This window comes from Stenotrophomonas genospecies 3 (assembly GCF_054473855.1).
Genome location: NZ_JBTMUR010000016.1, coordinates 14,152 through 28,205 on the forward strand (window position 1 = coordinate 14,152; position 14,054 = coordinate 28,205).

Here is a 14,054-nt window from a genome sequence, read left to right on the forward strand (position 1 = left end):
GTGGATCTACTGAAACTGCTCTGGTGGGTGCGAACCAGCACAAGGTGGGTGCGAACCTTGGTTCGCACGCTTCTGTACATGCACGAATGGGCGCTCGCCCATGACCTTTGGCCATGGGGCAGGGCACTTTACGGGCCTAGCATCGGAAGATTCTCCGTTGTTGGAAGTTGCCCGATGAAGACCCGAGCCTTGGCGATGTCGTTGCTGTTCGCGCTGGCGGCCACGCCTGCACTTGCGCAGACCTCGCCACCGGCGAACGCGGCGGCTCCCGGCCTGCTGCGCATCGATGTCGACGCGCGTGATCTGGCCCGTCGCATCTTCAAGGTGACCGCCACCGTGCCGGTCAAGCCCGGCCCGGTCACCCTGCTGTACCCGCAGTGGATTCCCGGCAACCATTCGCCCACCGGTCCGATCGACAAGCTGGCCGGCCTGCGCGTGACCGCCAACGGCAAGCCGCTGGCCTGGCAGCGCGACCAGTTCAACGTCTATGCGTTCAAGGTGAACGTGCCCGAGGGCGTGAGCGAGATCGTCGCCCACTTCGATTTCCTGTCCTCGCAGGGCGGCAGCCAGGGCCGGGTGGTGATGACCCCGGAAATGCTCAACCTGCAGTGGAACGCCAATTCGCTGTATCCGGCCGGCGTCGATGCGCGCAACCTGCAGGCGCAGGCCAGCGTGACCCTGCCCAAGGGCTGGTCGTTCGCCACTGCCCTGGAAACCGCGCGACGCGACGGTGACACCGTGGTGTTCAAGCCGATCTCGTATGACCATCTGGTCGATTCGCCGTTGTTCGCCGGCGAGCACTACCAGCGTATCGATCTCGACCCGGGTGCGAAGGTGCCGGTGCACCTCAATGTGTTCGCCGACGAGGCCAAGTCGTTGAAACCGAGTGAGGCACAGATCACGATGCACCGCGCGCTGGTGCAGCAGGCCGACAAGCTCTACGGTGCGCGCCACTACAACCGCTATGAATTCCTGCTGGCGTTGACCGACCGCCTCGGCGGCATTGGTCTGGAGCACCACCGCTCCAGCGAGAACAGTGCCGATCCAGGCTACTTCACAGAGTGGGACAGCAACGCGTGGATGCGCGACCTGCTGCCGCATGAGTACACCCATTCGTGGAACGGGAAGTACCGTCGCGGCGCCGATCTGGCCACCGCCAATTTCAACGTGCCGATGGGCGACAGCCTGCTGTGGGTGTACGAGGGCCAGACCCAGTTCTGGGGCCAGGTGCTGGCGGCGCGTTCGGGCCTGTGGTCGACCACACAGGCGCGCGACATGCTGGCCAACGTGGCCGCGACTTATGACCGTGGTCGCCCGGGCCTGGCCTGGCGGCCGCTGCAGGACACCACCAACGACCCGACCATCGCCCAGCGCCGCACGTTGCCCTACCGCAACTACCAGATGAGCGAGGACTACTACTCCGGCGGCCAGATGCTGTGGCTGGAAGTGGAGGGCAAGCTGCGCGAACTGAGCGGCAATCGCCGCAGCCTGGACGACTTCGCACGTGCGTTCTTCGGCGTCGGCAATGGCAATTGGGACGTCAATCCGTACACCTTCGATGATGTGGTCGCGACCTTGAACGGTATCGCGCCGTACGACTGGGCGACGTTCCTGCGCGGGCGCCTGGATGGCCATGGTTCGTTGACCGGTGGCCTGGAACTGGCGGGCTGGAAGCTGGTTTACCGCGATACCCCGAACGACGCCTACAAGGCGCAGGAAAAGCGCGCCAAGGCAGCGTTGCTGGCGTACTCACTGGGTGCGACCGTGCTCGACAACGGCACGGTCGGTGACGTGATCTGGGACAGTCCGGCGTTCAACGCCGGTCTTGCACCGGGCATGAAGGTGATCGCGGTTGGCGGCCGTGAATACAGCAGCCAGCGCTTGAAGGATGCAGTCGCCGCCGCAGCAAAGGACAAGGCGCCGATCGTGTTGCTGGTGAAGCAGTTCGATCGCATCGAAACGATGAGCATCGCCTACCACGGTGGCCTGCAGTACCCGGTGCTGGAGCGCATCGCCGGCAAGCCTGACCGCCTGGCGGATCTGTGGAAGGCACGATGAAGCCGCGCGCCCGCGATGGCGTGATCCTGTTGATGGCGATCCTCGCCATCATCGGCGCGTTCCTGCATGGCGATGGGCGCTGGCTGCATTGGCTGGCCAAGCCGGCCACCACGCTGCTGATCGCTGCCATCGTCTGGGGCGTGCATGATCCGGTGCAGCCGTTCTATCGGCGTGCGGTGCTGGCCGGCATGCTGCTCTCGTGCGTGGGCGATATCGCATTGATGCTGCCGATGGATGCGTTCGTACCAGGGCTGGTCGCATTCCTGCTGGCGCATGTCTGCTACATCATCGCCTTCCGCGGAGGCCTGCGTGCCGGGCGTGGGCTGGTCGGCGCCAGCGTCCTGCTCGGTGCGTTTGCCGTGCTCAACGTGCTGGGCCTGTGGCCACACCTGCCCGCACCGATGCGTATTCCGGTGCTGGCGTACGTGGTGGTGCTGGCATCGATGGCGGTGCTGGCCCTGGCACGGCAGTGGCGCCGCCCGCAGCCTGACGCCATGGAGGCCGCCAGTGCCCGTTGGGCCGCTGCCGGTGCCGTGCTGTTCGTCGCCAGCGATTCCCTGTTGGCCTGGGACCGCTTCGCCGGTGGCCTGCCGCTGGCCAGCCTGCTGGTGCTGTCCACGTACTACGCCGCGCAGTACGCCATCGCGCGCTCGGTGAAATAGAAAAAGGGGACGGAGGGGATTAAGTCGCAAACCGCACCAAGGCACATGCGACTTAATCCCCTCCGTCCCCTTTTTTGTGTGGCCTACCGGCGGCTCACGCCGCGCAGGGCGCCCTGCGCATCGAACTGCAGGCGCACGGATTCGCGGTCACCGGCGACTTCGTCCGGCAGCCATACCAGCTTGCCGGCTTTGCGCACGATCACGTAAACGTGGCCGACTTCAGATGCGGGGTTCTGCAGCGCATCGCGCTGTTCCTGAAGCGCCTGCGCCACGCGCGGCACAGCCTCGAAATCGATGCTGGCCAGGGATGTGCTGCTGCGCTGCAGGCTGATGGTCGGCGCAAACTGCTGCGGGTTCACCGGATTGCCCTTGCGCCATTGGCCACGTTCAAAGTGATAGCTGTCGACGTGGCCCGGCTGTTGCGGATCGACCAGATCGAGGTTGATGCGGCCATCGTCGTAGAAGTGGATGCTGTGGAAGACCGTCAGCCTCTGGCCGGCCAGCGCTGGCATCTGCTCCAGTGCCTGACGGGCAGCCAGCAGGTAGTCCGCATCGAACAGGCGGTTGTTGCGCTCGGGCGCTCCAGCGGTGCTCGCGGCGGGGAAGGGCGCCGGGGACGGCACAAGCGATGCGGATTGTTCGCGCGGCGACTGGGACGAGACGGACGCGGGCAACCGGTCCGGCTGTACCGAATGCCCCAGCGTTTCGCTGATGGTCTGCAGGGCGCCTCCGGCAACGGCCACGCCCGCCAGAACCAGCAGCAGTACCAGGAACACTGTGCGGGTTGAGGGCGGCTGTTTCATACTCCCTCCAGGCGCACGTTGCTGCGGTCATCCGGGTCGTACAGCAGCGTCACATGCTCGCGCGGGATGTTGGCCAGTTCAATCAGCGGGATGAAGCGGCGCACGCGAGCCTGCTGCACGTTGCCTTCGCGGTCGATGTATTCCAGCTGGAACTCCACCTGCGGCTGTTCGTTGAGGTAGGTGCCGGTCTGACGCACCTTCAACACCCTGGCCTCCACGCCGATGCCGCGATACTTCAGCGCATCGCCGCGGGCATCGGCGTGCAGCAGGCGGCCGAGCAGGCGCAGGCCCAGCGCATAGCCACACAGCACCAGCGGGCACACCAGCAGCGGGTGACCGAACGACAGGAAGGTCCAGCCCAGCCCCTCGCTCTGCAGCTGGTAGGCCCACACATAGGCAGCGGCAACGACGGCGATGCCGAGTGCTGCACCGATGCCGCGCCGCCACAGGCTGGCGACATTCAGTTCGGGCTGGGCACCGTCCAGCACGATGTTGGGGAATGCTCCGGGTGTCCGGCCCAGGCGCGCATCGATGTGCCTGCCCACCTCGAAGCGATGCAGCTGGGGTTTGCTGTCGACCACCAGCATCTGTTCGCGGACCGGCGTACCGGACAGGTTCTTGAAGGACAACTGCAGTTTCCATTGCGCGAACCCACGTACCTGCACGCCGGTCTGTTCGGCCTGCTCGATCAGCGCACTGCGCGGTTCACCGTCGGCCAGGATCGACTGCACCCGGTGCAGTGCGCGTGGCGGCCCCAGCAACAGGTAGTGCAGGAAGGCGAACAGCAGCATCAGCCACAGCACCATCGACAGTGCGAGCAGCAACAGTGCCAGCCACGGTGCGCTGCGGTCGACCAGCGCTACCGGCCACGAAGTGCCGAAATAGAGAATGCAGGGAAAAGGCAACGCGAAGAACAGCAGGAACGCGCCCCAGAACCAGAGATAGGCTTTCATGGGGGAAGGGGACCGCGGTGGAACAGGGCGCGTAGATTACTACGCTTCAGCGGAACTGCAGGGTAAGCAGGTAGTAGCGGCCGAGCGGATCGTCCAGCCCGGGCATCTGCCCGCCATTGCCGACCAGATAGTTCACCGGTTGCGTGTCCAGCACGTTGTGCACGTCCAGCGCTGCAACGATGCGCGGCCCCAGCCGGCGTGCGAGGTGCAGGTTCCAGCGCAGCTGCCGTGGGTTCATGCAGTGGTTCCGGTCGACCTGCTTCTGCGGGCACTCCGCCCCCGGCAGCCAGGCACGCGTGCGCCCGATCTGGTTGCCGCGCAGCGCGATGTCCCAGTTGCTGTTCTGCCATTGCACGTTCAACACCGCAGCCAGCTCGGGTGTCACATGACCACGCAGGTCCACGGCGGCCTCATGGTCACGGCGGCGAAGCAGTTCCTGCTGCTTCAGCGCATCGAGCGAAAACAACCATTGGCCGTTGCTGCCGCTGTCGATGCGGTACTCGCCACGCAGCACCCAGTTGCGGGAGGTGGTGCGGCCGATGTTGTCGAACGACAGGCGCAGGCTGCCCAGGTGGCCGTCTTCATCCAGTTCCCACGTGCTGCGGTTCCACACCGCATCGCTCGGCTGCAGGGCGAGGATCTCGTTGCGCAGTTCCACGATGTTGTGGGTCAGCGACAGCGAGAATGTGTCGTTGGGCGTCCACGTGGCTGCCAGCGAATGGCTGCGTGATCGCTCGGCCTTCAGTGCATCGTTCTCAACCACGTTGGCCGTGACGCTGCAGCCGCCACCACGCGTGGCGATCGCACATTCCGGAAGGGCACTGGACACCGGAAGCGTGATCGAGCCGAAGTAGCCGGGAGGCCGCCGTTGCTCGAACAGGCTCGGTGCACGATAGCCGCGCCCGCTGGCCAGCAGGAACGACCAGTGCGGCGTCGGGCTCCAGCGCAGCCCGGCACGAGGCGAGAACGCCATGAAGCCGCCGTCGCGGTCCCAGCGTGCAGCCAGGTCCGCGCGCAACGTGGGGGCCAGCGGCAGGCCCAGCTCGGCGTAGACGCCACTGCTTTGTCGCGACAGGCGGCGTCGCTGCTGTGGCAGGCCCAGCGCAAGGTCGCCCTGACTCAGCAGTGCGTCCGGGCGCGAGGTCCAGCGTTCATGGCGCAGGTCGATGCCGGTGGCCAGCTGCGCATTGCCGCCGGGCATTGCCATCAGCTCACGCTGCACGCCCCACCAGCCCTGCCATTGTGCGGTGCTGCCGCGGTTGCGGATGGACGGAAACAGCGTGTCCGCCTCGGCCGCCGGCGGCGCGTCGAAACCGGGAGTGAACCTGCGCGCCTGCGTTGCTTCAAGCAGGCGTGTCGTGCGCACGGTGCCTGCAGTGGACAAGGTCACGTCGCTGCGCTGCGCGCTGATGCCCGCCTCCCAGCTGCGCCGGCCCTGGTCGCGGCCGATGCCGAAGGTAAGGTCGGCATCGGTGGCGCGGACGCTGGGGCGCACGTTGCCGGCCTCACGCAGCACACTGTTGAAGGTGATTCCGCGCGAGACCACCGCAACGGCGGTCGGGCCCAGATCGAAGCGCTGGCGGTTGTGACTGGCCCGCGCCTCGACATAGGCATAGCGTCCCTCACCACGTTCATGCCGGTAGTGCAGGAAGGCCGACGCGGTATCCGAGGCGGGCTGCAGCGACCGCGGCCGCGCGCTGTCAAACCAGCAGCCATCCTCGCGCCGCTTCAGGGGCGGCTCGCAGCGCCGGGCGGGCACGTACCAGTTGCCGAAGATCGCGCCGATCGGATACAGCGAGGTTTCCGCGTGCCAGTCACGCTGGTCACCGGCGACATGTTCGACACGGTGCAGATCGAGTCCGGCAAACCAGCGGTCCCCGTTGCCACGCGCGCCGCCCGTGGCGGCCTGCAGGCGGTACTGGCCCGCATCGCCGCGGCTGCTGAGCCCGGTCTGCAGCATGGCTTCGGGCCCATCGGCCTGGTCGCGCAGGATGATGTTGACCACGCCGGACATGGCGTCGGCCCCATAGATGGCCGAGGCACCACCGCGTACCAGTTCGATGCGGTCGACGAAGCTCAGCGGAATGCCGCCGAGGTCGGTGAGCCCACCCTGTTCCAGCGACACCATCGGATAGCGCGGCAGGCGCCGGCCGTTGACCAGGAACAGCGTCGCCCGCGGGCCCATGCCGTCGAGACTGGTGGTGGCCGCTGCGCCCACCGGCAGGTACTGCGAATCGCCGCCGCGCGAGGTGCTCATGGCCGGATGGCCGTTCATGCCGGGCAGGTGCCGCAGCAGGTCGAACAGATTGCCGTAGCCGCTGCGCAGGATATCGTCGCGATCGATGGTGGTGACCGGCAGTGTGGTCTGCACCGAAGAGCGCGGCAGCCGGCTGCCGGTGACATGGATGGGCGCCAGTTCCACCTGGTGTGGCGTGTCGGCGGACTTGGGAGCCGGGCGCGGCAGGCGCGGGGCTGCGACCGCTTTCGGCGGCGTGGCAGGGGGCTCGGGATGGACGCGCCGCACGACAAAGGCACCGGATGAAGTGCGCAGGATGTTGACCGGCAGGCCGGCGACCAGCTGCTTCAGGGAGGCCCCGGTATCGCGTTGGTCACGGCTGCCGCCGGTGCGCAGATCATCCAGTTCACGTGCGTCGAACAGCAGGGCGGTGCCACTCTGCCGGGCCCATTGCTGCAGTGCCGGCACCAGTGGGCCGGCGCCCACGTCGATCTCCAGCGTGCCGGCGGGCTCGCCGGCATCGGCCATCGGTAGTGCGGCAACACCCAGTGCAAGGCATAGCAGGGCGCGGAGCAGCCCCCACTGCAGCGCACCCGGACCTGCCTTCACTGCCGGTCTCCTCAGTAGGTGCGGCGCAGTTCCAGCGCGCCATCCGGACGCGTCTGGCCAGCCACGGACCAACCCAGTTCCAGCGCCGACAGCAGCTCCTGTGCATCACCGGCGCGGAAGGTGCCGCTTACCGCCAGGTCGGTGATCTCCGGATCGACGATCACCAGTGGCGTGCGGCCATAACGGTTCATGCGCTCGACCACGATCGACAGTGGCGTGGCATCGAACACCAGTTGCCCACGCAGCCAGCCTTCAGCGGCTGCGTTGGACGAGAGGGCAGGGCCCGGCTGGATACGGCCGGAGGGCAATACCTGCAGCTGTTGGCCGGGTGCCAGCGTGTGCTGCGCTGCGCCGTTGCTGACTTCCACGGCACCTTCCAGCAGCGCGACCTCGACCAGACCATCGCGCAGGCGTTCCACCTGGAAGGTCGTGCCGATGTCGCGGATCGTACTGCCGCCGGCGTGCAGCTGCAGCGCCTTGTTCGACGGAGCGACCTGCAGTTGCAGCCGACCCCGCTCCAGCACCAGATCACGATGACGCCAGCCGAAGCGGGCGCGGAGGGTGGTGCCGGCATCCAGCATGGCGACGCTGCCATCGGCCAGCGTCTGCTGCTGTGCCTGGTGCGAATCATTGGCGTAGACCTGTGGCGTCGGGTTGCCGTCGACGGCAACCATCCAGCCGATGCCGATCGCCATGCAGACACCGGCGGCAGCGGCCACGCCCGGCAACCAGCGCCGGCGCGGCGGACGCGCCGCCCGTGCCGCGGCGGTGCGCAGCCAGGGGTCAGCCGCAAGCTCCGCACCCTGCTGGAACAGGGTTTCGGCCTGCACCCAGGCTTTGACGTGGGCCGGATCTTCGGCCAGCCAGTCCTCGAACGTTTCGCGTTCGGCCGATGTGCAGTCCGGGGCTTCCAGGCGGGCTACCCAGGCGCTGGCGCGTTCAAACAGCTGTGCATCATTCCTGTGCGGGGTGCCACTCATTGGCCGTCCCTGTCGTTGTGCAGCGGATCCGATCCCAACTCCTGACGCAGGCCCTGCAGGGCCCGGGCGATATGTTTTTCCACGGTCTTGGCAGTAATTCCACAATGCCGCGCGATCTGCGTGTAGCTCATGCCGGTGATGCGGTTGAGCAGATAGACCTCGCGTGCGCGTTCGGGCAGCTTGAACAGGGCCTGCCGCAGCAGGGACAGCATCTGCCCTGACTCGGCCTGGCGCAATGGATCGGGCGAGGAACTGGGCGGTTCGTCGCTGCCATCGTGTTCGGCCAGCGGCAGATGCGGCCGCGACTGCGGCGAGCGTCCGCGGTCTGCCAGGCGGTTGCGGGCGATACGATACAGCAGCAGGCGCAGTTCGTCCGGGCCCTGTGCGCGATAGCGGATCAGCCGCTCCATGCAGTCCTGCGCGATATCCTCCGCATCCTCAGGCCCGACCCCCCGCGTGCGCAGGAACGCGCACAGCGGTGCGCGCTCTTCGCGTACGAACGCGATGAAGGCATCCGCAGGTGCGGGCGGCTCCGGCGCGCGATGGATCAGGGGAGACGGGGTGGACAGGGCTGGCCTCGACTGTCGGTGGCGAATGCGTCATCGAGTTTTACGCGACGATGACCGGATGGGGAAGAGTGTGCATCGATCGGATTCTTATTGTGAATGTATTCATTTTTCAGGATCCGTTCCACTGGGGGAGATCGCCCCGCTGCGGCGTTGATCGTTCTACCCGCGTGTTGCGGGTGGAGAGAGAGAACGCATGAAGTATTCGAAGTTGAGCCTGGCCCTGGCCGGGCTGATGGGCGTTGGCGCCATCGCGGCAGCTGATGACGTCATGGCAATGAGTTATCACGTGCAGGACGATCGCGTCTTCCTCAGCGGCGGCGTCACCGTCGCCGATGTGGTGGCGCTGCCCGCACTGCTGGCCAAGGCGCAGGCTGAAGGCCGTCCGATCCGCGAAGTCGTGCTGCGAACGTCCAACGGTGGCGCGCTGATTGCCGGCGAGTGGCTGCAGGCGGTGATCCGTACCCAGGGCCTGGACACCATCGTGTCCGGCCATTGCATTTCGTCCTGCTCGATCATGCAGTCCGGTGGCGTCAACCGTTACCTCGGCGGCGATCTGCCGCTGGTCGACTCGGTGCAGATCCATGCCGCCAGCAGTGGTGGCAGGATCACCTATGCGCCGTCGGCGCGAATGACCCAGATCTACACAGGCAACTACGGCGGCGGCATGGATGCGGGCCTGTTGCACAAGGCCATGTATGAAGTGGTGCAGCCCAATGGCCTGCTGGTATTCCGCGACCCGGCGCGTACCACGGGTACGTCGGTTACCTTCGATCCGGATGGCAGTGGGAGCAAGCTGGAGTCATTCCCGGGCCAGGACATCCGCAGCAACAGCATCATCAACACGGCGGGCTATCGCGATCCGGGCGACACCCTTCGTGTCACCAGCAACGTCAGCGGCGACATCAACCCGGGCTACCTTCGTACCGCGCGCCAGCTGCAGGCCTTTGTCGACGACGATTTCGCGCGCTGGAACACCGACTGGGCCAGCACCTACATCAACTATGCGGTGAGCCTGTACAACTTCTCCACGCGGGGGGCGAACGGTATCGGCGCGCAGTCGTTGCAGCAGCTGCTCGCCGACCCCGACCTCCAGGATGAACTGCGCGGCCAGCTGCGGCTGGCCGATCTGGATGCCTCGACCCTGGCCAACTCCGCCGGCGTGATCCGTGTCAGCAATGGCGCCACCTGGCGCACCGCTGAAACCACCGGCGCCGATTTCATTCTGGTGGACAACGGCACCATCGCACTGGAGGGTGGTGCGCTGCGCACCCCCGAGCTGCGGGTGATGCCGGGCAGCATCGTGGTCGGCCACGGTGATATCGCATCGGTCGGCACCGACAGCGATGCGCTGCTGGATGGCACCGGCCCGTCCTACCGCGAAGATGGCTTCAACCGCCTGCGCGTGTTCGGCACGCTGATGCCGCGCGGTGGGGACCTGGTGACCCACGGCTACGTCAACATCATGCCCGGCGGCCAGGTGTTGTTCGATGTTACCGAAACCGGTGGTACCGGCAATGGCCGCCTGCGCGTCGGCAGCTTCTACGATGGCGGCACCGAGGAGGGCGCGCTGGTGATCGCGCAGGGCGCACACCTTGCGTTGAATGTGGCCCAGGGCTTCTATGCCAGTGCCTACCGCCGCGATCTGGTGGAAGGGCCGATCTACCAGGGGGGCTTCCAGGATGTCGTGCGGCTGGGGGACGCCGGGTACAGTGCCAGCATCACTGCCGGTGAAGTGTTCCGCCCGCGCCACAATTCACTGCTCAGCTTCAACGTGAAGCAGACGGCCGATGGCCTGTGGCTGACCGCCAACCCGGGCTTTGACCAGCTGGGCCTGTTTGCCAATGGCACGTCCGGCGACGGCCTGGGCCGCGCGCTGGCGACCGCCTCCGATCGCCAGGACAAGGGACTGAGATCGCTGCTGGGCGCACTGCAGTTCGCCGACCGCGATGTGATCGCACAACAGGCCGGTGCCCTGCGCGGTGATGCGCACGCCAGCCTGCGACTGGCCGACACCGCGCTGGTGGGCAGCATCGGCAACGTCGTGCAGCAGCACCAGTCGGCCATGCGCAGCGGCGGTGATGCCGATGGCCTGGCCTCGCAGGTGGCGCAGTCGGTCTCCTCCCAGCCGGGCATGCGCCATGGCAGCCTGTTCAACCAGCTGGCGATGCACCTGGTCGAGCCCGCGTCGGGCAGCGCCGCGGCCAGCGGTGATGCTGGACGCAGCCATGGCATCTGGGCGCGTGGTTTCGCCAGCCATGGCCGCCTCGATGCTGACGGTGGCGTGGCCGGCCTGAGCCACACCATCGGTGGCATCGTGGTCGGTGCGGATACCCGTGTGGCCGATGACCGCGTGACCCTGGGCGTCAGCGTGGCCGCGGCGGACATGTCGACCAAGGCCAGCGATGGCTCTGGTTTCACTGGTGACGTGCGTGCGCTGGACGTGGGCGGCTACCTCGATGCGACGTACGCGCGCGGCTATCTGTCGGCGGCCGTGCGCTACACCGATCTGCGCCACGATACCCGTCGCAGCATCAACGGCATCGATGGCCTGCAGCAGCCACTGCGCGCCAAGTACAGCAACGATGCGATCTCCGCACGGGTGGAACATGCGTTCTCCTTCACCACCGCCAAGGGCCTGGTGATCCAGCCGTTGCTGCCGGTGGTGGACTACGCGCGCACCTCGGCCACCCGCTTCAACGAAGGGCAGGGCGCCGGTGCGCTGGTTGGCCGCAGCGGCAGCCTGGAGAGCATCCGCATGGGTGCGGGCCTGCAGCTGTTCAAGACCTTCGAAGGCAACAACGGCGAGCGCATCACCCCGCGCGCCCGGGTGGTCTGGCAGAAGGAACTGGGCGATTCGCAGGCCCGCTACAGCACCGGCTTCGCCGCGGCACCGGATCTGGTGTTCGGCGCCAGCAGCCAGGCGGTGGGCGAGCAGGTGCTGGCCTGGAACCTGGGTGTGACCAGCCGTGCCAGCGAGCGGCTGTCCATCATGGCCGATTACGTGGGTGAGCGCCGCGACGGGCAGATCCAGAACGGCGTGATGCTGGGCCTGGGCTACAAGTTCTAAGTGGCACCCGGCACCGGCGATGACGGCATCGCCGGTGCCATCCCAACGCGGGTGCTGCTGCGGTATGGTCGGTCTGCCATTCCACCCAGGCCCGTCCATGCAGATCGCCGTCTTCAGTGCCCGTCCCTACGACCGTCGTTTCCTTGATGAGGCGAACCAGCGCGATGCGGCTGGGGACGGCTTTGCGTTCGTGTACTTCGATGTGGCGCTGGACGTGCACACGGCCGCGCTGGCGCAGGATTGCGCAGCCGTATGCGTGTTCGTCAACGACCGCCTGGATGCGCCGGTGCTGCACGCCCTGCATGCGATGGGCGTGCGGGCCGTACTGCTGCGCTGTGCCGGCTTCAACAATGTGGACCTGGCAGCCGCGAAAGCGCTGGATCTGTTCGTCGCACGCGTACCGGCCTATTCCCCGGAGGCGGTGGCCGAGCATGCGTTGGCGCTGGTGATGACCCTCAACCGGCAGACCCATCGCGCCTACAACCGCGTGCGCGAGGGCAACTTCATGCTGGATGGCCTGCTCGGACGCACCTTGCATGGCCGCACGGTTGGCATTGTGGGTACCGGCAAGATCGGGGTGGCCACCGCGCGCATCTTCAACGGCATGGGCTGCACCGTGCTGGGGCACGATCCTTATCCGTCACCCGCGTTCGGCGGTATCGGCGAAATGGTCGGGCTGGATGAACTGCTGGCGCGTGCCGACATCGTGTCGCTGCATTGCCCGCTGACGCCTGAGACCCATCACCTGATCAATGATGCATCACTGGCGCGGATGAAGCCGGGCGCGATGCTGGTCAATACGTCGCGCGGCGCACTGGTCGATACCCATGCGGTGATCCGCGCGCTGAAGTCGCGCCGGCTGGGTCATCTGGCCATCGACGTGTACGAGCAGGAAAGCGCGCTGTTCTTCCAGGACCTGTCTGGCGAGATCATCGATGACGAGGCCTTCCAGCGCCTGATGACCTTCCCGAATGTGCTGGTGACCGGCCACCAGGGCTTCTTCACCGTGGAGGCGCTGCAGGAGATCTCGGCGATCACGCTGGGGAATCTGCAGGATTTCGCGGCCGGGCGGGTGTGTGCCAACCGGGTGGAGGTGGGCTGAGCCGGATGGATTGACCGCCGGGGCGCCCAGCCCGTAAAATCGCGGGCTCCGCCGGAATAGCTCAGTTGGTAGAGCGGCGCATTCGTAATGCGTAGGTCGCAGGTTCGACTCCTGTTTCCGGCACCAGTTGTAATGAAAAGCCCCGGCCTTGGTTGGGGCTTTTTGTTTTGGCATTTGAAGCAATCACTGGCCTTGTGTCATGAGCGCGAACCCTTATCAGGCTCAAGCGCGCGCACCGGCTGCCGCAGCACGGTCTTCAACCGCGCCGCGTCGGTCTTGCGCGGATCGCTCAGGTAGATCTCGTGATGGGGGCCGGCGAAGGCGTAGCCCAGCGAAGGCATCAGTTCGTTGTGCAGATGGGCGAGGGCCGGACCCTCGTCATCGTAGGCGCCTACATGCAGGGTCTGCAGGCAGAGGCCTTCTTCAAGAATTTCATGGCGAAGGCTGGCCGGGACCTCGCCCAGTTTCTTCGCCGACTTGGCGATGGCAGCCTCCAACTGCGCTGGACTGATCCCGTCCGGCGTCCGGATCATCACTGTCCAGGCCCACTCACTCTTGCGGCGTGCCACAAAGCTCGACGGATCCTCGGCAGTCCAAAGCGCTTCCAGCGGTGGCACCACGTAGTCCTGGCCCCCGGCCTTCAGCGCGAACTTCAGTGCATAGCTCACCGAGTACAGCCACTGCACCGCCTGCACATACGCGGGGGCGGTATTCGGATCACCGTGGCCGTCGACCATCAGGTAGGGCAGGGGCGGTACGTCTACCGTCACGAACCGGCCCGCCGGGGGCAGGTACAACGCGCGATCGCGCTTCTTGAAGTCGATTTTGTCCACGGGCCTTCCTCCTGCGCCGAGCATCCCACGCCGGGCACCCGCCAGCACACCTGAACAGGTTCAGATGACTTTGCCGAACACGGACGGAGCCCCCGCCATCGCCCGATGCCAGGATGCAGCGCCCGGGCGTTCTGCCCGCCATGCCGCGCAGTGCGACAACGTGTCGCAGTCAGAATCAGGCC

10 protein-coding genes and 1 tRNA gene are annotated in these 14,054 nt (G+C 66.5%); 5 read left to right on the forward strand and 6 right to left on the reverse strand.

Features of this window, described 5'->3' with window-relative positions; all coding sequences use genetic code 11:
• Positions 1-174 precede the first annotated feature (174 nt).
• Both ACX9OT_RS18720 and ACX9OT_RS18725 read left to right on the forward strand, forming a co-directional pair.
• Positions 175-2,058: a M61 family metallopeptidase gene (locus tag ACX9OT_RS18720; protein WP_459003144.1), complete on the forward strand. Its 1,884-nt coding sequence runs from the start codon at positions 175-177 to the stop codon at positions 2,056-2,058.
• On the forward strand, positions 2,055-2,720 hold the full coding sequence (locus ACX9OT_RS18725; protein WP_107433599.1) for a lysoplasmalogenase: 666 nt from the start codon (positions 2,055-2,057) through the stop codon (positions 2,718-2,720). The genes ACX9OT_RS18720 and ACX9OT_RS18725 overlap by 4 nt, the downstream gene beginning before the upstream one ends.
• A gap of 83 nt (positions 2,721-2,803) precedes the next feature.
• Here the strand turns inward: ACX9OT_RS18725 and ACX9OT_RS18730 are convergent, their stop codons facing one another.
• Genes ACX9OT_RS18730 through ACX9OT_RS18750 form a run of 5 tightly spaced genes read right to left on the reverse strand, consistent with a single transcriptional unit; the run spans position 2,804 to position 8,807 of the window.
• Complete coding sequence (locus ACX9OT_RS18730) at positions 2,804-3,523, reverse strand: hypothetical protein (protein ID WP_459003146.1); 720 nt, start codon at positions 3,521-3,523, stop codon at positions 2,804-2,806.
• Positions 3,520-4,476 (reverse strand): hypothetical protein, encoded by a 957-nt coding sequence (locus ACX9OT_RS18735; RefSeq protein ID WP_071227739.1) that lies wholly within the window; start codon positions 4,474-4,476, stop codon positions 3,520-3,522. Before ACX9OT_RS18735 ends, ACX9OT_RS18730 begins: the two co-directional genes overlap by 4 nt.
• A 46-nt stretch (positions 4,477-4,522) precedes the next feature.
• Positions 4,523-7,321, reverse strand: a complete 2,799-nt coding sequence (locus ACX9OT_RS18740; RefSeq protein ID WP_071227738.1) for a TonB-dependent receptor plug domain-containing protein — start codon at positions 7,319-7,321, stop codon at positions 4,523-4,525.
• An 11-nt stretch (positions 7,322-7,332) separates the two neighbouring features.
• On the reverse strand, positions 7,333-8,301 hold the full coding sequence (locus ACX9OT_RS18745) for a FecR family protein (protein WP_049424370.1): 969 nt from the start codon (positions 8,299-8,301) through the stop codon (positions 7,333-7,335).
• The gene (locus ACX9OT_RS18750; RefSeq protein ID WP_080291744.1) at positions 8,298-8,807 is read right to left on the reverse strand and encodes an RNA polymerase sigma factor; all 510 of its coding nucleotides are present in this window, start codon (positions 8,805-8,807) and stop codon (positions 8,298-8,300) included. The genes ACX9OT_RS18745 and ACX9OT_RS18750 overlap by 4 nt, the downstream gene beginning before the upstream one ends.
• A gap of 256 nt (positions 8,808-9,063) precedes the next feature.
• On the opposite strand from ACX9OT_RS18750, the gene ACX9OT_RS18755 reads away from it, so the two are divergent.
• The 3 genes from ACX9OT_RS18755 (at position 9,064) to ACX9OT_RS18765 (ending at position 13,165) form a co-directional block, all read left to right on the forward strand.
• A complete protein-coding gene (locus tag ACX9OT_RS18755) occupies positions 9,064-11,937 on the forward strand; it encodes an autotransporter domain-containing protein (protein ID WP_459003149.1) in 2,874 nt (957 codons plus the stop codon).
• A gap of 97 nt (positions 11,938-12,034) precedes the next feature.
• The gene (locus tag ACX9OT_RS18760; RefSeq protein WP_459003151.1) at positions 12,035-13,039 is read left to right on the forward strand and encodes a 2-hydroxyacid dehydrogenase; all 1,005 of its coding nucleotides are present in this window, start codon (positions 12,035-12,037) and stop codon (positions 13,037-13,039) included.
• A 50-nt stretch (positions 13,040-13,089) separates the two neighbouring features.
• Positions 13,090-13,165 (forward strand) — tRNA-Thr (locus ACX9OT_RS18765).
• Positions 13,166-13,236: 71 nt separating this feature from the next.
• Here the strand turns inward: ACX9OT_RS18765 and ACX9OT_RS18770 are convergent.
• The gene (locus ACX9OT_RS18770) at positions 13,237-13,872 is read right to left on the reverse strand and encodes a GyrI-like domain-containing protein (RefSeq protein WP_180845328.1); all 636 of its coding nucleotides are present in this window, start codon (positions 13,870-13,872) and stop codon (positions 13,237-13,239) included.
• Positions 13,873-14,054: the final 182 nt, after the last annotated feature.